Annotated in this window: 20 protein-coding genes and 1 other annotated feature; of the genes, 16 read left to right on the forward strand and 4 right to left on the reverse strand. The window is 35.8% G+C overall.

What is annotated here, in order from left to right; genetic code table 11:
- Window positions 1–223: 223 nt before the first annotated feature.
- The gene (locus CD118_RS06695; protein WP_050330638.1) at window positions 224–1,177 is read left to right on the forward strand and encodes an L-lactate dehydrogenase; all 954 of its coding nucleotides are present in this window, start codon (window positions 224–226) and stop codon (window positions 1,175–1,177) included.
- A gap of 378 nt (window positions 1,178–1,555) precedes the next feature.
- Window positions 1,556–1,966, forward strand: a complete 411-nt coding sequence (locus tag CD118_RS06700) for a transcriptional regulator (protein ID WP_060829743.1) — start codon at window positions 1,556–1,558, stop codon at window positions 1,964–1,966.
- 50 nt (window positions 1,967–2,016) lie between these two features.
- Here CD118_RS06700 and mnmM read toward each other — a convergent pair whose 3' ends face one another.
- Together mnmM and mnmL are read right to left on the reverse strand one after the other, a co-directional pair.
- The gene (mnmM, locus tag CD118_RS06705) at window positions 2,017–2,577 is read right to left on the reverse strand and encodes a tRNA 5-(aminomethyl)-2-thiouridylate-methyltransferase MnmM (protein WP_060829744.1); all 561 of its coding nucleotides are present in this window, start codon (window positions 2,575–2,577) and stop codon (window positions 2,017–2,019) included.
- The gene (gene mnmL / locus CD118_RS06710) at window positions 2,574–3,527 is read right to left on the reverse strand and encodes a tRNA modification radical SAM protein MnmL/YtqA (RefSeq protein ID WP_050345488.1); all 954 of its coding nucleotides are present in this window, start codon (window positions 3,525–3,527) and stop codon (window positions 2,574–2,576) included. Before mnmL ends, mnmM begins: the two co-directional genes overlap by 4 nt.
- Before the next feature lie 144 nt (window positions 3,528–3,671).
- On the opposite strand from mnmL, the gene CD118_RS06715 reads away from it, so the two are divergent.
- The 3 genes from CD118_RS06715 to CD118_RS06725 all read left to right on the forward strand — a co-directional run bounded on the left by CD118_RS06715 (window position 3,672) and on the right by CD118_RS06725 (window position 7,970).
- Window positions 3,672–4,853 (forward strand): MDR family MFS transporter, encoded by a 1,182-nt coding sequence (locus CD118_RS06715; RefSeq protein ID WP_103356439.1) that lies wholly within the window; start codon window positions 3,672–3,674, stop codon window positions 4,851–4,853.
- Window positions 4,854–4,991: 138 nt separating this feature from the next.
- Window positions 4,992–5,179: a binding site (T-box leader), on the forward strand.
- Window positions 5,180–5,228: 49 nt separating this feature from the next.
- Window positions 5,229–7,640: a leucine--tRNA ligase gene (leuS, locus tag CD118_RS06720; RefSeq protein WP_103356440.1), complete on the forward strand. Its 2,412-nt coding sequence runs from the start codon at window positions 5,229–5,231 to the stop codon at window positions 7,638–7,640.
- 18 nt (window positions 7,641–7,658) lie between these two features.
- Window positions 7,659–7,970, forward strand: a complete 312-nt coding sequence (locus CD118_RS06725; protein WP_050330644.1) for a rhodanese-like domain-containing protein — start codon at window positions 7,659–7,661, stop codon at window positions 7,968–7,970.
- Window positions 7,971–8,146: 176 nt separating this feature from the next.
- Here the strand turns inward: CD118_RS06725 and CD118_RS06730 are convergent, their stop codons facing one another.
- The gene (locus CD118_RS06730) at window positions 8,147–9,403 is read right to left on the reverse strand and encodes a BaiN/RdsA family NAD(P)/FAD-dependent oxidoreductase (protein ID WP_060829748.1); all 1,257 of its coding nucleotides are present in this window, start codon (window positions 9,401–9,403) and stop codon (window positions 8,147–8,149) included.
- 116 nt (window positions 9,404–9,519) lie between these two features.
- Between CD118_RS06730 and CD118_RS06735 the strand changes: the two genes are divergently transcribed.
- The 8 genes from CD118_RS06735 to CD118_RS06770 all read left to right on the forward strand — a co-directional run bounded on the left by CD118_RS06735 (window position 9,520) and on the right by CD118_RS06770 (window position 17,822).
- Window positions 9,520–11,154 carry a putative polysaccharide biosynthesis protein gene (locus CD118_RS06735; protein ID WP_103356441.1) on the forward strand — a complete coding sequence of 545 codons (1,635 nt, stop codon included), beginning with the start codon at window positions 9,520–9,522 and terminating at the stop codon, window positions 11,152–11,154.
- On the forward strand, window positions 11,154–11,867 hold the full coding sequence (locus CD118_RS06740; RefSeq protein WP_103356442.1) for a pseudouridine synthase: 714 nt from the start codon (window positions 11,154–11,156) through the stop codon (window positions 11,865–11,867). Before CD118_RS06735 ends, CD118_RS06740 begins: the two co-directional genes overlap by 1 nt.
- 55 nt (window positions 11,868–11,922) lie before the next feature.
- Window positions 11,923–12,333, forward strand: coding sequence for a YtxH domain-containing protein (locus tag CD118_RS06745; RefSeq protein WP_050330647.1), 411 nt, complete (start codon window positions 11,923–11,925; stop codon window positions 12,331–12,333).
- A gap of 457 nt (window positions 12,334–12,790) precedes the next feature.
- Complete coding sequence (pepV, locus tag CD118_RS06750; RefSeq protein WP_050345494.1) at window positions 12,791–14,200, forward strand: dipeptidase PepV; 1,410 nt, start codon at window positions 12,791–12,793, stop codon at window positions 14,198–14,200.
- Between the two features lie 2 nt (window positions 14,201–14,202).
- Window positions 14,203–15,051 carry a D-amino-acid transaminase gene (gene dat, locus CD118_RS06755; protein WP_103356443.1) on the forward strand — a complete coding sequence of 283 codons (849 nt, stop codon included), beginning with the start codon at window positions 14,203–14,205 and terminating at the stop codon, window positions 15,049–15,051.
- A gap of 233 nt (window positions 15,052–15,284) precedes the next feature.
- Window positions 15,285–16,076 carry a phosphotransferase family protein gene (locus CD118_RS06760; RefSeq protein ID WP_103356444.1) on the forward strand — a complete coding sequence of 264 codons (792 nt, stop codon included), beginning with the start codon at window positions 15,285–15,287 and terminating at the stop codon, window positions 16,074–16,076.
- Between the two features lie 12 nt (window positions 16,077–16,088).
- Window positions 16,089–16,736 carry a tRNA (guanosine(46)-N7)-methyltransferase TrmB gene (gene trmB / locus CD118_RS06765; RefSeq protein ID WP_050345496.1) on the forward strand — a complete coding sequence of 216 codons (648 nt, stop codon included), beginning with the start codon at window positions 16,089–16,091 and terminating at the stop codon, window positions 16,734–16,736.
- Window positions 16,737–17,000: 264 nt separating this feature from the next.
- Window positions 17,001–17,822, forward strand: a complete 822-nt coding sequence (locus CD118_RS06770) for a YtnP family quorum-quenching lactonase (protein WP_060829753.1) — start codon at window positions 17,001–17,003, stop codon at window positions 17,820–17,822.
- 39 nt (window positions 17,823–17,861) lie between these two features.
- Here CD118_RS06770 and CD118_RS06775 read toward each other — a convergent pair whose 3' ends face one another.
- Window positions 17,862–18,179, reverse strand: a complete 318-nt coding sequence (locus tag CD118_RS06775; RefSeq protein ID WP_016425369.1) for a hypothetical protein — start codon at window positions 18,177–18,179, stop codon at window positions 17,862–17,864.
- 94 nt (window positions 18,180–18,273) lie between these two features.
- Between CD118_RS06775 and CD118_RS06780 the strand changes: the two genes are divergently transcribed.
- The 3 genes from CD118_RS06780 to CD118_RS06790 all read left to right on the forward strand — a co-directional run bounded on the left by CD118_RS06780 (window position 18,274) and on the right by CD118_RS06790 (window position 20,620).
- Window positions 18,274–19,341 (forward strand): M42 family metallopeptidase, encoded by a 1,068-nt coding sequence (locus CD118_RS06780; RefSeq protein WP_103356445.1) that lies wholly within the window; start codon window positions 18,274–18,276, stop codon window positions 19,339–19,341.
- 11 nt (window positions 19,342–19,352) lie between these two features.
- A complete protein-coding gene (locus tag CD118_RS06785) occupies window positions 19,353–19,661 on the forward strand; it encodes a thioredoxin family protein (protein WP_050330654.1) in 309 nt (102 codons plus the stop codon).
- A 92-nt stretch (window positions 19,662–19,753) separates the two neighbouring features.
- The gene (locus CD118_RS06790; RefSeq protein ID WP_103356446.1) at window positions 19,754–20,620 is read left to right on the forward strand and encodes a DUF1444 domain-containing protein; all 867 of its coding nucleotides are present in this window, start codon (window positions 19,754–19,756) and stop codon (window positions 20,618–20,620) included.

Here is a 20,620-nt window from a genome sequence, read left to right on the forward strand (position 1 = left end):
TAGCTTTTTAAATAATAAAGTTTTTACAGCAGGATATTTAATCGATGACGAAAATAGTATTAAGTAATTATTTTAAACATTTTACATACAATGGAAAATAATTTCTCTTTGCATTACTAAAAATTTTTATTGAAATATTGTGATAAACATGGTAGATTATATGTGAAAAGAATCACAAATATTGTGATGAATATAAATTTGCAAAATAGGAGCGTGTTTTTCAATGGGAAAAAACAGTAACAAAGTCGTATTAGTTGGTAATGGCGCAGTTGGCGCGAGTTATGCATTTACAATGGTAAGTCAAGGCGTCGCTGATGAATTAGTCATTATCGACATTAATAAAGACAAAGTACTTGGTGATGTACTTGATTTAAATCACGGCGCGCCTTATGCTGAATCACCTGTAAAAGTTAAAGCAGGTGAATATAGCGATTGTGGTGACGCTGATCTTATTGTGATTTGTGCAGGTGCTCCACAAAAAGTCGGTGAAACACGATTAGACCTTGTAGAGAAAAATGCTAAAATTTATAAAGATATCATCACTTCCATTATGGACAGTGGTTTCGATGGTATTTTCCTTATTGCTGCTAATCCTGTTGATATTTTAACTTATGTAACGCTTAGATATTCTGGTTTACCTAAGCATAGAGTCATCGGTTCAGGCACAATTTTAGATACTGCACGCTTTAAACATTTAATTAGTGAAGCTTTTGACGTAGCGCCAAGCAGTGTTCATGCGAATATTATTGGTGAGCACGGCGATTCTGAAGTTCCAGTATGGTCAAGTGCAACAATTGCAGGTGTTTCAATTTATGATGAATTGAAAAATGATCCTTCAAAATCACATCTAATTGAAGATATTTACGTACAAACACGTGATGCTGCATACGATATTATCAAAGCAAAAGGTGCAACATATTATGGTGTAGCTATGGGATTAATGCACATTTCAAAAGCAATATTGAGAAATCAAAATACAGTCTTAACTGTATCAAGCTACCTAGAAGGTGAGTACGGACATAGTGGTGTGTATACAGGTGTGCCAACAGTGATTAATGGTGAAGGTGCAACACGCATCGTTGAAACACCTTTAAATGAAGAAGAAAAAGAAAAATTTGAAAAATCAGTTAATATCTTAAAAAATATGCAACAGTCTATAGAACATCTTTTTGATTAATCAAGACTAAATATTAGACAGACTCGGACATGAGTTCTCAGTCTCCAAAGAAAGCACCCCAAAAATCATTTAAGCGATTTTTGAGGTGCTTTCTTATTTTGTATCTCCAACACGTCATAGACACCGGGAAATTATTTATGCACATCTAAAAGCATGTTGGGCTATGACATGTTTAATTTACATTTATATTCATCTATGATATTTTCGGTTTGATAGAAATCATAGAAAGTTAACCACAAACCTAGAAATGTCAGTCGGTATTTTAAGATTTAAAATTAATTTATTACCAATAAATCAAACTTTTATACATTATGATTGAATTATAATAATTTGGGTAAAGATTCATGATAGGCAGTCTAATTGAATGGGGGCTTAATCATGGCTAAAAAGAAAAACTATCAAGTAAGTGATATTGTGTTACTAGATAATCTTCAAAAAGAGGTTGAATATATTTTTGAAGCGATTGAGGAGAAGTATCATTTATCAAAAGAAGAATTTTTGATTTTACTTACACTTTGGGATAAAGGGTCAATGACGTTAAAAGATATGGATCACTATGTCAAAGTCAAAACGTACAAACGGACAAGAACTTTCAACAATCTTGTAGAGTTGAAATGGTTAGTAAAAGAACGACCATCTGATGATGAGAGAACTGTCATAATTCATTTTAATGAAGAAAAAGAACAAGATAAACAAGAACTGATTAACTTTGCGTGTAACGAAATTGAAAACCGAGAACAAAACTTAAAAGATTTACTGAATTCTATTATAAACGGTTGCGATATATAATAAAAAAACTGGATTTGAGTCCAAAGAATGACTTAAATCCAGTTTTTGTTTTATCTTTTTTCAATACCTATAATAAAAGGGGGACGATTTTGTTGATTGATGAATTCGTATTTCAAGATATGTGCTTTTTGCTGATCAAATGCTGTTAAATATTGCAATAGCGCTTGACTTTCTTCATAACCTTCATCGTGACCAGGGTACACTGCTAACACGATGATACCTTGAGGTTGTAAAAGTTCAAAAATATGTTCTATCGCTTGAATTGTCGTTGAAGGCCGTGTGACAATAGATTTATCTCCTTTAGGCAGATAACCTAAATTAAAAAGTGCAGCGTGAATACGATCACGATGTTTCTCTGAAATAAATTGTGTAATTTTTTCATGACCCGTTTGGTAAAGTGACACATTTTTAAAATCGGCAACTTTCTTTGCGGTGTTTTCAATTGCCGTTGATTGAATGTCACATCCATATACATGACCAGAAGGGACGGCCTGTGCTAAAAAAAGCGTGTCATAACCATTTCCACAAGTTGCATCGATCACAACGCTTTCTGGTGAAATATGACTTTGGATAAGTGATTTTGCGAATGGGAGGATACGTTCAACTATCATAGTTGTACCTGTGCTTCATAGTATTGACCTTGCACTGTACCACGTCTTTCAAGTTCAGTATCTATATCATTCAATACTTCCCATTTATTCACACTCCACATTGGTCCAATCATTAAATCAATAGGGCCATCGCCTGTGATTCGATGAACGACCATTTCAGGTGGCAGTTGCTCAAGTTGATCACATACTAAACTAATGTATTCTGATTTAGACATAAAAGTTAGTAACCCTTTTTCATACTGTTTTACCATTGGTGTCCCTTTTAATAGATGGAGAAGGTGAATCTTAATACCTTGAACATCCATTTGTGCTACAGTTTTAGCAGTCTCCATCATCATGTCATAGTCTTCACCAGGTAGACCGTTAATAATGTGAGAGCAGACATTGATATCATGTTTTCTAAGTTTAGCGACACCTTCATAGTAGCAATTCATATCATGTGCACGATTGATTAAGTCTGACGTAGACTGGTGGACCGTTTGGAGACCCAGTTCGACCCATAAATATGTACGTTGATTTAACTCTGCTAAATATTCAACAACATCATCTGGTAAACAATCTGGACGTGTACCAATTGATAAACCAACGACGCCCGGTTGTTTTAGAGCACTTTCAAATTTTTCACGGAGCACATCTACAGGGGCGTGTGTATTAGTAAATGCTTGGAAATAGGCAATATACTGTCCTTCACGCCACTTTTCATGCATGCGTGATTTTATTTCTTTGAACTGTACTTCTATTGGATCGACACGATTGCCCGCAAAGTCTCCGCTACCCGCAGCAGAACAAAATGTACAACCGCCATGTGCAACAGTTCCATCTCGGTTGGGACAATCGAAGCCGGCATCGAGTGCTACTTTAAATATTTTTTGATTAAATTTATTTTTTAGAAGATAGTTTAATGTATGATAGCGTTTTTGATCAAATGCATATGGAAAATAAACCCCCATGATTATCGTCCTTTCAAAATTCATAATTAAAACGGATTTTTTGATACTGTGTTAAAATTCTTATTAACTGTATTTCAAGATTTTAACATATTTTAGACTAATCGTGTTATAGTGTGATTTAGAGAGAAAAGGAGTGTGTCATCAATGAAAATGCCAAAAGAAATATGGTGGCTTGTAATTGGTATGGCAATAAATATTACGGGAGCGAGTTTTTTATGGCCACTCAACACGATTTATATGAGTCAAGCTTTAGGTAAATCGTTAAGTACAGCCGGTGTTGTATTAATGGTGAATTCATTTGGTATGATAGCGGGTAATTTGTTAGGTGGAACTTTATTTGATAGGTTGGGTGGCTATCGAACGATTATGTTGGGTACGATTATCAGCTTATGTGCAACCCTACTATTGAATTTATTTCACGGATGGCCATGGTATGCAGTTTGGCTCATTATGCTTGGATTTGGAGGCGGCATGATTATCCCGGCTATTTATGCAATGGCAGGTGCTGTTTGGCCACAAGGTGGGAGACAAACATTTAATGCCATTTATTTAGCCCAAAATATCGGTGTTGCTTTAGGGGCAGCTTTAGGCGGTGTCGTAGCAGAACTAAGCTTTAATTATATATTTATGGCAAACCTTGCGATGTATGTTGTATTTTTCTTCATCGCTCTATTTAATTTCAACATGGATTATCATGCGACGGTTAAGCAACACGATACGATTGAAGAAATTGCACATCTGCAGAATAAAAAACATTTTAACGCACTTCTTTTATTGTGTGTCATGTTTGCTTGTTGTTGGATTACGTATGTTCAATGGCAAACAACGATTGCTTCATTTACACAAAGTATCGGCATTTCTATGAGTCAATATAGTTTATTATGGACTATTAACGGTGTCTTGATACTCATTGGTCAACCTTTAATTACACCAATCGTTCAATTTTTCAAAGGACAGTTAAAAAAACAATTATATTTCGGATTGTTTGTCTTTATATTATCCTTTTTGGTGACGAGCTTTGCCAAATCATTTTCAATTTTTGTCGTAGGTATCGTCATTATGACGTTTGCAGAAATGTTTGTATGGCCAGCTGTACCAACGATAGCAAATGCGTTAGCACCAAAGGGTCGTCAAGGTGTCTATCAAGGTATCGTCAATTCAGCTTCTACTGTCGGCAAAGCTTTCGGACCGTTAATCGGTGGGATATTAGTAGACCTCTTTAATATGCAAGTGATGTTTTTATCTATGATAGGATTGTTAGTTATCGCAATGATATTTTTATCTATCTATGATAGAAAAGTGGATCCAAAGATTTTATATCATTAACGATGCTAAAATGAGGCTTGCATATTTGTGTTAATTTTTTTAATATAGATAATGATTAAAGTCATCGGAAGCATAGTTTTTAACGGTTTCATCTCAATGTTTATATATAAGTGAAATGTTGAGTGTAATTGTGCTATTTTCAAGTGATTAAAATGGAGTAGTAACTTAACTGTATTTCTTAAGAGAGCTAGTGGTGGTGCGAACTAGTGAAAACATTAAGTGAACTTGCCAATGTAATTAAATAATAATTAACATCTCTAACTATTTTTATGAAGTGCACGTTTAGCGTGAATAAGGGTGGTACCGCGGCATGAGTCGTCCCTTACCATTGAAGAATAGTTCGAGATGTTTTTTTATGAATAGGAGGATTTAGTAGTGAATTATAATCATCAAGAAATTGAAAAAAAGTGGCAAACGTATTGGTTACAAAACAAAACTTTTAAAACGGAAGATCATTTAGGTCAAAAGAAATTTTATGCATTAGATATGTTTCCATATCCTTCAGGAGCAGGCTTACATGTAGGGCATCCAGAGGGCTATACTGCAACTGACATTTTGTCACGTTACAAAAGAATGCAAGGTTACAACGTACTTCATCCAATGGGGTGGGATGCGTTTGGTTTACCTGCAGAGCAATATGCGTTAGATACGGGTAATGATCCAGCAGAATTTACGCGTACAAACATCCAAACTTTTAAAAGACAAATCCAAGAGCTTGGTTTTAGTTACGATTGGGATCGTGAGTTAAGTACAACAGATCCAGACTATTATAAATGGACACAATGGATTTTTATTCAATTGTATAAAAAAGGTTTAGCTTATATCGATGAAATCCCAGTAAACTGGTGCGAAGCATTAGGTACGGTTCTATCAAATGAAGAAGTTGTAGATGGCGTATCTGAACGTGGCGGACATCCCGTTGTACGTCGGCCTATGAAACAATGGGTACTTCGTATTACAGAATATGCGGATCGTTTATTGGAAGACTTAGATGACCTGGATTGGCCAGAGTCCCTTAAAGACATGCAACGAAATTGGATTGGTCGTTCAGAGGGTGCCAAAGTTATTTATAAAGAAGCGAAATCAGAAAAAGCGATTGAAGTGTTTACGACGCGACCTGATACTATCTACGGGGCTACTTTCCTAGTATTAAGTCCTGAACATGCATTAGTCAATGAAATAACAACGACTGAACAATCGCAAGCGGTCAAACAATATCAAGACGAAGCGTCTAAAAAATCTGATTTAGAACGAACGGATTTAGCGAAAGAAAAAACAGGTGTGTTTACAGGTGCTTATGCGATTCATCCGATGACTGGCGTACAAATTCCAATTTGGATTGCAGACTATGTGCTTGCTTCTTATGGTACCGGCGCGGTAATGGCTGTACCTGGACACGATGAACGTGACTATGAATTTGCTGAGACATTTAATTTACCAGTTAAAACAGTTATTGATAATGACGCTGATACACCTTACTACACGGGTAATGGTCCGCATATTCATTCTGAATCGTTAAATGGTCTTGAAAATGAAGATGCAATTGCGAAAGCGATTCAACTCCTTGAGGAAAAAGGCGTCGGTGAAAAGAAAGTTAATTATAAACTTCGAGATTGGTTGTTTAGTCGTCAACGTTATTGGGGTGAACCGATTCCGATTATTCATTGGGAAGATGGTTCAATGTCAACTGTACCAGAAAATGAATTACCATTATTGCTTCCTAAAACAGATCAAATCAAACCTTCTGGTACAGGTGAATCTCCATTAGCTAATATAGACACATTTGTGAATGTCACAGATCCTGAAACAGGGATGAAAGGGCGTCGAGAAACCAATACAATGCCACAATGGGCTGGAAGTTGCTGGTATTATTTACGCTATATTGATCCTAAAAATGATCAAATGTTAGCAGACCCTGAAAAATTGAAACATTGGTTGCCTGTTGATTTATATATTGGTGGCGTTGAACATGCGGTATTACACCTACTCTACGCGCGTTTTTGGCATAAAGTGCTTTATGATTTAGGTGTGGTCCCAACTAAAGAGCCATTCCAAAAATTATTTAACCAAGGTATGATTTTAGGTGAAGGTCATGAGAAAATGAGTAAATCGAAAGGAAACGTCGTAAATCCTGACGATATTATTGTTTCTCATGGTGCAGACACTTTACGACTTTATGAAATGTTCATGGGGCCTTTAGAAGCTTCAATCTCTTGGAGTGAAAAAGGTTTAGATGGCTCACGTCGCTTTTTAGATCGCGTTTGGCGTTTATTTGTAAATGAAGATGGTACATTAACAGATAAAGTCGTTGATGATGATACGCCGGCATTACAAAATGTTTATCATCAAACAGTTAAAAAAGTAACGGAAGACTTTGAATCCCTTAATTTTAATACAGCAATCAGTCAATTAATGGTCTTTATCAATGATTGTTATAAGGCTGAGACGATTTCTCGTGCTTATGTAGAAGGTTTTGTTAAAATGTTAGCACCGATTGCACCACATTTAGGGGAAGAATTGTGGTCAATTTTAGGACATGAGACAACGATTACTTATCAACCATGGCCAAGTTATGATGAATCCCTTCTTGAAGCAGCAGTTGTCGAGATTGTGTTACAAGTCAATGGCAAAGTGCGTGCGAAAGTGGAAATTCCTAAAGACCTGTCAAAAGAAGAAATGGAACAAATGGCATTGGCCAATGACAGTGTAAAAACAGCAATTGAGGGTAAAGAGATTAAGAAAGTGATTGCGGTTCCGCAAAAACTTGTTAATATTGTTGCGAAATAATTGAAAGGATGAGGAAGTGTGAGAGAGATCAGTGTCGATCAATTAAAAGAAATGATTATGAGCTCAGAACCTGTTCATGTCATCGATGTTCGTGAAGATGAAGAGGTTGCGATGGGAATGATTCCTGAAGCGGAGCACATTCCAATGAATCAAATTCCTGAAAAGCTCGATGATTTTAATAAAAATACAACATATTATATCGTTTGCGCTGGGGGCGTTCGAAGTGCAAAAGTTGTAGATTATTTAAATCAACATGATATTGATGCGGTCAATATCGAAGGTGGTATGCACGCATGGGGCGATGGGGGCTTAGAATATAAACGCATCTAATGATGTATTAGATAGGTTGCTTCATGATGGAGAGGGATAACGAAGGATTTTCCAATGTTATCCTGATTCCTACCCCATATAACTCAATATGAGTATTAAAGAAGTTAGACAGACGAGGTTGGAATACTTTTCCCAGCCTCGTCTATATTTTTGATTATTTAACAATTTATCATTGGTTACTCTACAAATCCTGCGAAGTAGCCTGCAACATAGCCTGTTACTAATGCACTTGTAATATTATAACCCCCGGTGTAACCATGAATATCTAAAACTTCACCACACAAAAATAAACCAGGTGTAATCTTTGATTCCATGGTGCTCGGCACAATTTCTTTAATATCCACACCGCCACCTGTAACAAATGCTTTTTCAATAGGGAGGGTTCCATGTACCTCGAAAGTAAAGGCCTTGAACAAATGCGTGAGTTCAGTCAATTTTTGTTGACTTAAATGATGATAAGTCGTTTGAGGGGCAATGTTCGCTTCATCTATTATAAAAGATAAGTAACGTTCTTCTATAAGACCTTTGAGCGCATTTTTGATATGTTTATCAGGTTGAGATTTTAATTTCTGTTCAATTTGTTGTTTTAATGTACTTTCTTTAGTATCAGGAAAAGCATCAATTTGCATTTTGATATGTGTTTGTTGTTGTGCTTTTTGTTCATAATAGACGAATTGACTACATCTTAAAGCAGCAGGACCACTAATACCAAAATGAGTGAAGATCATATCCATTTGGTGAGTGATTCTTTTTTTGCCATTTTTTCTTAAAACTGAAAGTCCAACATTACTCAAGCTAAGCCCTTTTAATTGTTGTTTTTTAATAAAAGGGGCATTTGATTTAATAGGGACTTCAGTTGGGAAAAGTGGTGTAATATGATGACCTAACACTGTAGCAAAACGGTAACCATCTCCAGTGGAACCTGTTTGTGGGACACTTGTGCCACCTGTTGCAATAATTATGGATTTACCTTGATACGTTGTGCCATCTTGCAACTTGACAATAAAATGGCCTTCGTTTTGCTTTTCAACGGATGTGACCACATGTTGTTCTTTAATAGTGACATTATGATCATGAAGTGTTTTGATGAGTGCATCTAAAACATCTTGTGATTGATTCGATACCGGAAACATGCGTCCATGATCTTCTTCTTTTAAAGGCACACCCCGTGTTTCAAAAAATTCTATAATGGATTGATTATCGAAAATAGAAAAGGGACTATATAAAAATTTACCGTTTCCTGGTATGTTTTTAATGATCTCAGCATAGGGGAGACGGTTAGTTACATTACAACGTCCTCCACCAGAGATTTTTAATTTGCGACCTAAACCTTTCTTTTTTTCTAGTAATAGGACGGACTTACCATGTTGGCTCGCTGATATTGCAGCCATAAGCCCACTCGGTCCACCGCCGATGACGATTGATTGATACATATTGTAAAAACCCCTTAAAGTTGATATTTTGATTTTAACATATCTTTATTCGGTGTATAATGACCATATTGTGTTATAATTTGAGTTTGAAAAATTGAAGAGTAGGTAGGTTGGCTATGAGTGAAAATAAGGAATTGGTAAGAGGGACTTTTTTACTCACATTAAGTATCCTCATTACTAAAGTTTTAGGCATCATTTATATTATTCCGTTTTATCGAATTATCGGTGGCGCCGATAATTTAGCGCCTTTTAACTATGCGTATGGGCCATACAATATCGCGATAGCGGTTGCGACAGCAGGTGTTCCGCTTGCAGCATCAAAATATGTAGCAAAGTATAACGCATTAGGCGCATATCGTGTCAGTCAAAAGTTATACAAATCGAGTTTTGTGGTGATGAGTATCACCGGTATTTTAGGCTTTTTAGCACTGTATTTGTTATCTCCAACAATTGCGTCAATAACAATTGCAAACAATACCGATCAAAAAGCAGGATGGACAGTTGATCAAATAACTTCCATCATTAGAACAATTAGTTTTGTGGTGATTTTTATACCTGTACTTGCAACTTGGCGAGGTGTATTTCAAGGTTATAAATCCATGGGGCCTACTGCGCTTTCGGAAGTGACAGAACAAATTGCGCGTATTATTTTTATCCTTTTAGGAAGCTATCTTGTATTGAACGTTTTTGATGGTTCAGTCTTATTGGCGAATGGTATCGCAACTTTTGGTGCGGCAATTGGGGCGATTGCAGGTATTTTGACACTATGGTGGTACTGGATTAAACGTCGTAAAGGAATACATGAAATGGTTGAATCCGATACGACAGGAATCGATGTTTCGTATAAACATATGTACAAAGAAATTATATCTTACAGTATTCCTTTCGTTATTGTGAGTTTGAATTTCCCATTATTTATGATTGTTGACCAATTAACACACAATCAAGCTTTAGCGATTGCCGGTGTTGAAACACGTTTACAAGATATGTTCTTTACAATGTTAAACATGACGACTAACAAGATTGTCATGATTCCTACGTCTTTAGCGGCAGGTTTTGCGATTAGTTTGATTCCTTTTATTACGAAAACGTATGAAAAAGGTGATTTTGAAGAGATGCATCACCAAATTCAAACGGCTTTAGGTGTCTTAATGTATATTACTGTACCTGCCAGTTTAGGGATTATGTCTCTAGCTGTGCCATTATATACTGTTTTTTATGAATATAGTATGGATGGTAGTCGTTTATTGTTTTATTATGCACCAGTCGCAATTTTAATTTCTTTATTAAGCGTGACTGCTTCAATGCTTCAAGGTATTGATAAGCAGAAACTTACTGTTTTCATTATTTTAGGTTCTGTCGTATTGAAATTCCTATTAAACATGCCGCTTATTATTATGTTTGAAACAGCTGGAGCGATTTTAAGTACTGCAATTGCATTACTCTTTGCGATTTTATGTAATTTTGTTGTATTAAAAAAATATGCACGTTTTAAATTCTATGACACGCTACTGGATACATGTAAAATTTTATTCTATGGCTTTTTAATGATGATTATCGTAGAAGCTATCTATTACGTGTTACAACTCTTTATTTCTCCAGCGAGTCACGTAGGTGCATTCATTATAACTATGATTTGTGCAGTCATTGGTGCATTAATCTACGGTGGCATTACAATAAAAACGAGACTTGCAGATAAGTTTTTAGGTAATATTCCAAATAAAATTCGTCAAAAAGTTGGTTTCTTATAATGAGAATTGATAAGTTTCTCTCTCAAATGGGATTCGGTACACGTTCTGAGGTCAAAGTATTAATTAAAAAAGGTGTTGTAACTTGTAATCAAGACCGTATTAAAAGTCCAAAATTTCAAATCGATGCGGATACCGATTTAATAGAAGTTAATGGTGGAAAAGTTCAATATGAGCCTTTTCAATATTTAATGATGAATAAACCTAAAGGCGTTATCTCAGCAACCGAAGACCCAGTCCATGAAACGGTTATTGATTTAGTAAAGGACAATTCACATTTAGACTTATTTCCTGTAGGTCGATTAGATAAAGATACTGAAGGCTTATTATTCATTACTAACGATGGGAAATTTAATCATGAATTAATGAGTCCGAACAAGCATGTTGCAAAAACTTATTGGGTTGAAGCTAAAAACCAACTTGAAATGTCGAATATTACCGCATTTGAAAAAGGGATTACTTTAAAAGAAGGATTACTCAAACCTGCGCAATTAGAAATATTAGAACCTCAAAACACGGCGCTTGTTACGATACAAGAAGGGAAATATCATCAAGTTAAGCGGATGTTTCATGCGATTGATAATGAAGTGTTGGCATTGAAACGGATAGCCATTGGTGATGTACAATTGGATGAGGCGCTTAAGCCAGGTGAATGTCGGGCGTTAACTGTAGAAGAACTAACTGCGCTTTATCCTACTTTGAATTCAAAAAATTAATGTTTAAATCTTTGTTAGCCGGGTAACCTTACACTAAACAAATTGAGGTGATATTATGGCTAAATCTGGAAAATTTTTAAGAGCGGCTATCGGTATTGGAAGCGCTGTTGCTGCAGTTGTACTTTCTAATAAAGATAACCGTGACAAATTAAAAAAAGAATATAACAAATATAAAGAAAACCCAGAAGATTATAAAAAACGCGCACAAGAAAAAGCTTCGCAACTTGGTGAAGCTGCCACACAAGAATTTAATAAAGTGAAAGAGGATCCAAAAGCTTACGTGAATGAAGCTAAGCAAGACCCAAAAAGTTTTATTAATAATAAAAAAGAACAGTTGTTAAATAATGATACTACAGACACAACGGATAAAAGAGCAGCCAAATTCGATGATGAAGGTGGCGGTAATCCAGCAAATAATTTGCGCATTGTGACTGAAGAGGAATTGAATAATAAGAATCAATCATAAAGTAAAGGATTTGTGAAACGATAAATCATTTTGATCTACTTTCATTCATTTAACTGGAAGTTGAGTGACATATACGTCTGAACGACCAATAGTGATTGCGTCATTTAATCGTTTTACAATGACTTTCTAGGGTTGGGGGATTATTACAAATTTGACTACAAAGGGCTTTGTATTAATAATTCTGCAACCCTAGTTCATTCAAATTGAAGACATATCAATTTGAAATTCTCGACGAATCAGTATTTGGTGTATATCAAGTGAGCTGGTTCGTTTTTTTTATTCAATAAAACCAAAAAAGAATGTACGCGTGCTGATGAGGGCAGATTGCGCTTCGTCTGTCGCAAACGATTGATTATGTTTGAAAAATAAAATGTGAGCCCATCAATTTTACTGTTGTTTATTGAATAATTCATGTAGAATAGAAAGTACAATTATTAAAAAGGAAGAGATGATCAGCATGTGGAGAGAAAAAGTACAAGAATATGAAGCGCAAATGATCGAAGACTTAAAAGGACTTTTATCTATTAAATCCGTACGTGATGATGCAGCAGCTACCGCAGAGGCACCAGTTGGACCTGGTCCAAGAGCGGCATTAGATTATATGTATCAACTCGCTGAAAGAGATGGGTTTAACACATTTGATACAGATCACTTAGCAGGTCGTATTGAGATTGGAAAAGGCGCGGAGTTGTTCGGAATTTTGGGTCATGTCGACGTTGTACCTGCTGGAGACGGATGGGATACAGATCCATTTGACCCGGTTGAAACAGAAGACCGCATTATTGCACGTGGTACATTAGATGACAAAGGCCCAACTATTGCCGCATATTACGCAGTTAAAATTCTTAATGATATGAATGTGGATTGGAAAAAAAGAATACATATTATCATTGGAAGTGATGAGGAATCTGATTGGAAATGTACAGAGCGCTATTTTAAAACAGAGGAAATGCCGTCAATCGGTATTGCACCAGATGCAGAGTTTCCGTTAATTCATGGTGAAAAAGGAATTACAACTTTTGATATTAAACAACAAACATTAGCGCAAGATGAAGATGAACCTGAAATTGAGTTGCAACAATTTGAATCTGGTGAACGTTACAACATGGTGCCGGATAAAGCACATGCACACATTTTAGTTAAAGAGAATATGACGGATACGATTCAACGGTTTGAGGCATTTCTAGCAGCGCATCAATTGACAGGAGAACATGAAGTTGACAGCGGAATTTTAAAATTAAGTGTGTATGGTAAGGCTGTACATGCAATGGATCCAGCTATCGGTGTCAATGCAGGATTATATTTGATTCATTTCCTAAACACATTAAATTTAAATCAATCTGCGAAAGCATGGGCCGCATTGAGTGATCAATACTTATTCGAGTCACATTTCGGAGAGAAAATGAATATGCAATTTCATTCTGAGGAAATGGGTGATGTCACTACAAACCCTGGTGTGATTCATTATGATCGTGAAAATGGAGGTACTTTCGGCATTAACCTCCGTTATCCAGAAGGCTTTGATTTTGACGCTGCGATTGCCGCATTTGAAAAAGAATTAGTATCGAAAGGTTTTGAACTTGAATTGCATAAAGTTCAAACACCACACTTTGTTAATCCGGATGATCCATTCATTCAAAAACTGTTAACAGCATATCGTAACCAAACAGGCGATATGAAACCGTCATTTACAATTGGTGGCGGAACATATGCCCGTAATTTAGATAAAGGTGTGGCATTTGGAGCAATGTTTGATGACTCTGAAGATTTAATGCACCAAAAAAATGAATATATTACTAAGAAGCAGTTATTTAACGCAACGAGCATTTATTTAGAGGCTATTTATTCGGTTTGTGTGGAGGGATAAGTATGACAAAAATATTATTGAATCAAAGTTTTGTCGATGAAAGTGAAGCAAAAGTACCTTTTAATGATAGAGGTTACAATTTTGGCGACGGCATTTATGAATATATCCGTGTTTATGATGGTAAATTATTTACTTCAAAAGAACACTTCGAGCGTTTGCTAAGAAGTGCAGCTGAAATTGGTCTTGATTTAAATCATACTGTTGAATCTTTAACAGAGCTTGTGCGTGAATTAGCTGAAGTGAATCAAGTTGTCAATGGTGGAATCTATATACAGGTGACACGTGGTGTTGCAGCTCGTGATCACGCGTTTCCTACGCCACCTGTTGAACCTGTTATCACAGGTTTTGCTAAACACTATGATCGTCCCTATGAAGCACTTGATGAAGGTGTCTCTGCAGTCACTACAGAAGATATTCGTTGGTTAAGATGTGATATTAAGAGCTTAAATCTTTTAGGTAATGTGTTAGCTAAGGAATATGCTTCGAAATATAATGCAACTGAAGCCATTCAACATCGTGATGGCGTTGTAACAGAAGGTGCATCAAGTAACGTGTATGCGATTAAAGATAACGTTGTTTATACACATCCAGTAAGCCATCTTATTTTGAATGGTATTACACGACAAGTGATTAAATGGGTTTGTGAGGACGAAAACATTACAATGAAAGAGGAACCTTTCACAGTCGCATTTTTGAAAGAGGCAGATGAAGTCATCATTTCAAGTACCTCTGTAGAAGTAATGCCGATTGTCACTTTAGATGGTGAATCTGTAAACGATGGGAAGGTCGGCCCAATCACACGCCAATTACAAAAAGGTTTCGAACGTTATATCCGTTCTCATTCACATTAAAAAATAAATCTAATTTAACTTATGATATTTTTATGAAATTTTGTGTTGCACAAAGGTAAAAAGTCACATTTTGTGTTCCATTTTTGGTTGAAAAAAAAGGCCAATAATTATAAAATTTAACTTGAGTGCAAAACGTGAACAGAAATAAAATCATTGAAAATTGATGATGTAAATATGGCTCTTGAATAATTTTTCATGAGCCTTTTCTAATTGGAAAGTGAGGTGAGTGAGTTGTGGAGCAGTTTTATCAGTTAGGATGGACGCTTGACTCTGCTGGCGGGGCATCAGGGGAAGCTTATATGGCTGAGCAAGATGGACAAAAACTGTTTTTGAAACGGAATTCAAATCCATTTATTGCGGCATTATCAGCTGAAGGTATTGTTCCAAAATTGGTTTGGACGAAGCGGATTGAAACAGGTGAAGTAGTCACTGCGCAACATTGGAAAAATGGGCGTGAATTAACTTCTGACGAAATGGCTCAAGATAGAGTCGCCTATTTATTAAGAAAAATCCATCAATCAAAACCACTATTAACAATGCTAAAACGCATGGAAATGGCACCCATCACGCCTGAAATCATGCTGAATAAAATTAATGCTTCTTTATCGAGAGAAGTATTGACACATCATGTGATTCGTAAAGCTTTGACTTATTTAGAAGAGCATATGCCTGAATATGATCCGCGTTTTTATACAGTGGTCCATGGTGATGTTAACCACAATAACTGGTTATTATCAGATACAGATGAACTTTTCTTAGTTGACTGGGAAGGTGCGATGATTGCTGATCCAGCGATTGACATCGGTATGTTGCTCTACAACTACGTACCTGAAACCCACTGGTCTGAATGGTTTGATATATACGAGGTTAAAGAGACCTTAAATTTGAAAAAGCGAATGAAATGGTATACTGTCATTCAATCTATCGGTATGGTACAGTGGAATGAAGAACATAAACGTTATAAAGATATGAACACGTGGCTTAAATTTTTAAATCAAGTGATGGAAAGTAACGTTTTTATATAAGGAGAACGAATCATGAGAATGAGAAATAAACCGTGGGCTGAGTCCTATCTGATTGAGCATAGTGATATTGTCGATTTGGACGGTTCACATGCGCAAGAAGTCAGTAACTGGTTTGAGAAGTCACAGCCTATTCATATCGAAGTGGGCTCGGGTATGGGTAAATTCATCACGACACTTGCAAGTCAAAATCCGAATATTAATTATGTAGCAATTGAACGAGATAAAAATGTGATGATTCGCGTGTTAGATAAAGTCAATGCGTTGAAACTGACAAATATCAAATTATTATGCAATGATGCGATAAAGCTAACAGATTATTTTAAAAATGATGAAGTTGATAGAATCTATCTTAACTTTTCTGACCCATGGCCCAAAAAACGTCATACTAAACGACGTTTAACTTACCATACATTTTTAAAAATATACGAGCAAATCTTGAAAAATGATGGTGAGCTTCATTTCAAAACCGATAACCGTGGATTATTTGCATATAGCTTAGAAAGTATGTCGCAATATGGCATGTATTTTACAAAAATCAATTTAAACCTACATCAAGAAGATGAAGGTAACAATATACCTACAGAATACGAACATAAATTTGCTGAAAAAGGCTCTAGAATTTATCGTATGGAAGCCAAGTTTCACAATAAAAACCAATAGATGAAGGATCGGGCTGATAAGCATGTCAATGTTTATCAATCCGATTTTTGCTTTTTACTGGTTTTTTGAAGAGGTAACCAATGAGGTTGCGTATGATGATACTAACTACAAATATTATATCTAAACGGAGCGAGATAGATTTGTCAGTTGGTATCGAGATTAATTCTATCATCTGGTTTGTTTATAAATGTTGTAATTTATCTTGCAATTCGTTGCATTGAACTGTTTGAGCGTCTTACAATTAATATATTAAGGAGTGGTAACATGGAAATTGGTAAATTTAAAGTTGATGCATTAGATGGTGGCTTTACTCAAATGGATGGTGGGGCTATTTTTGGTGTTGTACCTAAACCATTATGGGAAAAACAATATGCAGTGAATGATAAAAATCAAGTTCCGTTAGTCACGCATCCTATTCTAATTCGAACAGGCGATTGTAATATTCTAATTGATGCAGGTATTGGCAATCAAAAATTAACTGAGAAACAATTACGTAATTATGGTGTGATTAATGAGTCTCGTATTAAGGAAGGATTAGCACATTTTTCATTAACGCCTGAAGATATAGATCTTGTCTTAATGACACATATGCACTTTGATCATGCGACAGGGCTTACTGACGCTGAGGGGAACGCACAGTTTCCAAATGCACGCCATTATATACAACAAGACGAGTGGCATGAATTTATAGCACCTAATATCAGAAGCCAAGCAACATATTGGCCAAGTAATAGAGGCACGTATGAAGATCGAATGATTTTGTTTGAAGATACGATTGAACCCTATCCGGGTATAAAGATGAAACATACAGGTGGACATAGTTATGGGCATGTTTTAATTGAAATAGAAAGTGAAAATGAAAAAGCTGTACACATGGCAGATATTTTTAGCACAGCGGCACATCGTAATCCGCTTTGGGTAACTGCCTATGATGATTATCCGATGCAATCGATAAGAGAAAAAGAGCGCTTAACACGCTATTATGCGGCAAACCATTATTGGTTTTTGTTTTATCATGATGTTGAATATTTTGCGATACAGTTAAGTGATGACTTAAAAAACATTCAAGCGCAAATCTTGAGATAACAAAAAGGGTGGACATTAAATTGTGTCCAATCCCCTCTGCTATATTTCTATAATGTCAATGATTTGGCCATCATATGCGTCAGCGATAAATTCATAGTGGTAAATTTTACCATTGCGCTCAGCACTGATGCCCCCTTTGTATACCTCATATTCGATACCAAATTTACGATATGTTGTCGGTTCATAAAGGATATAAGACCCTGTGACATGCTTAAAATAGCTTTTAACAGAATCTATCACTTTATTGGCTGGGATATATTTCTGTTTATTCATATTCAGCACATAAAAATAACTTCCTGCAAGAACCACGCCGATTGTGATTGGTATCAATAAAGGCCAGTTTTTTTTCGATAACATAATTCACATCTCCTTGTTGAAGACTTAATTCTAGTTTACCACAGTAGAGATGATATACTAAATAAAGAGATTAAAAAAATAAGGAGTGTGCGATATGACAACAAGTACGATTGAAAAAATTAAGACTTTAACGGAACTACACGGTGCTCCTAATTTTGAACATCGCGTACGTGAATATATGAAATCAAGTATGACCCCTTACGTTGATACATTTGTATATGACCGAATGGGCGGATTTTACGGTGTAAAGAAAAGTAAAAATAAAAATGCGAAACGTATAATGGTCGCAGCTCATATGGATGAGATTGGGTTTATGATAACAGAAGTAACAACACAAGGCTTGATTAAATTTACGGCACTAGGTGGAGTGGCAAACGATATTTGGCAAGGGCAGCGTCTTAAAATTTTGACACAACAAAATGAAGAAATCATAGGGGTTGTGGCGAATATACCAAGTCACTTTAGAACAGGGCAAGAAGGCGCACCACGTATTGAAGATTTACTTTTAGATATTGGAGAAAGTTCTAAAGAGGATGTTTTAAAGCGAGGGGTACAATTAGGAGACCCTATTGTGCCACATACAGAATTATTGCAGTTATCCGAACATCGATATGCAGCGAAAGCTTGGGATAATCGTTATGGCTGTGTCATCGGTCTAGAATTACTCGAACAACTTAAAGACATTGATTTAGATTTTGATTTATATGTTGGCGCGAATGTACAAGAAGAAGTAGGTTTACGGGGCGCTGAAGCCGCTGCTCGGCTGATCAATCCAGATGTAGCTTTTGTCGTTGATTGCTCACCTGCAAACGATATGAAAGGGCGTCAAGGTCTTTCGGGTGTACTAGGAGAAGGTGCGTTGTTAAGAATTAAAGATGGTACGATGCTACTCAAACCAGCCTTTAAATCTTATTTACAACAAGTTGCAGCTGAACACCACATCCAATATCAACATTATATCTCACCCGGAGGTACAGACGGCGGCGTCATTCATAAATCGAATATTGGTGTACCAACTGCTGTTATAGGTGTGTGTGCAAGATACATTCATAGTGTTGATGCTGTTTTTGATATTCGTGATTATCAAGCAGCGAAAGCGTGGTTAACGGCGTCTATTCGTCAATTAGATGATGAGATGATAGAACAATTACAATATCAATAGGAGTGATAGTGATGATTCAATTAGAAAATGAACAACAATTTAATGCATTTGCTCAAAAAAATACCGTTTTCTTATTTAGTGCAGATTGGTGTCCAGATTGTCATGTCATTGAGCCGGGTTTACCTGGACTGGAAGAAAAGTATCAACAATTTGACTTTGTAAAAGTGGATCGAGATCAATTTATTGATTTAGCAATTGAACACGGTATTATGGGCATTCCGAGTTTCTTAGTTTATCAAAATGGTAAACAAGTGGGTTCTTATATTGGAAAAGAACGAAAAACAGTAGAACAAATCGATCAATTTTTGAGTCAATTTTAAATAGATTTTAACCCTTGGGACATAGTTTTTCTCTAGTCCTAAGGGTATATTTATTGTAAACTAATAAAAGGCATGAAATTAGGAGTGAAAAAATGAATGTCTTTAAAATGAGAGATTTGATTAAGTCACGATTAGAAGATTTAGAGGTTCAATATCAATTTAATCGTAAAGAAGAATCTTTGAGAATTTATCGAACTGATAACCATAAAGGCTTAACAGTTAAACTTTCCCCAATTGTTGCTAAATTCAACAAAGGGCAAGAAAATATTATTGATGAAATTATTTATTACATTGAAGAAACCATTCATCAAATGAAAGATGAATCCTATAAAGCATTAGATGAGATACGTGTGATGCCTGTCATACGTTCGACAAGTTTTAATGAGAAAACAGATGATGGTAAAGTGTTTATTACTGAACCACATACTGCTGAAACACGTATTTATTTTGCACTAGATTTAGGAAAATCGTATCGTCTCATTGATGAAACACTTATGACATCATTAAAGTTGTCCAAACAACAAATTAAAGAAATGGCGATGTTTAACGTACGTAAACTTGATAATACGTTTACGACGGATGAAGTAAAAGGGAATATCTTTTATTTTATTAATCAAAATGACGGCTATGATGCAAGTCGCATCATGAACGCAAAGCTATTAAGTGAATTTGAAGAACGATGCCAAGGTGAAATGTTAGTCGCCGTTCCACATCAAGATGTGCTCATTGTTGCAGATATACGGAACAAAACAGGTTATGACGTGATGGCACATATTACTATGGACTTTTTTGCTAAAGGATTAGTTCCGATAACCTCGCTTTCGTTTGCTTATCAAGAGGGGCACTTCGAACCTATTTTCATTTTAGGTAAAAATAATAAGCCTAAAAATCAAGCGCAGCCTAATGTCGTACATCACTTACGCGCAACTAAAGATAATGATAATCAAAATGAGGAGTAA

The organism is Staphylococcus coagulans (genome assembly GCF_002901995.1).
GTDB classification, from domain to species: domain Bacteria; phylum Bacillota; class Bacilli; order Staphylococcales; family Staphylococcaceae; genus Staphylococcus; species Staphylococcus coagulans.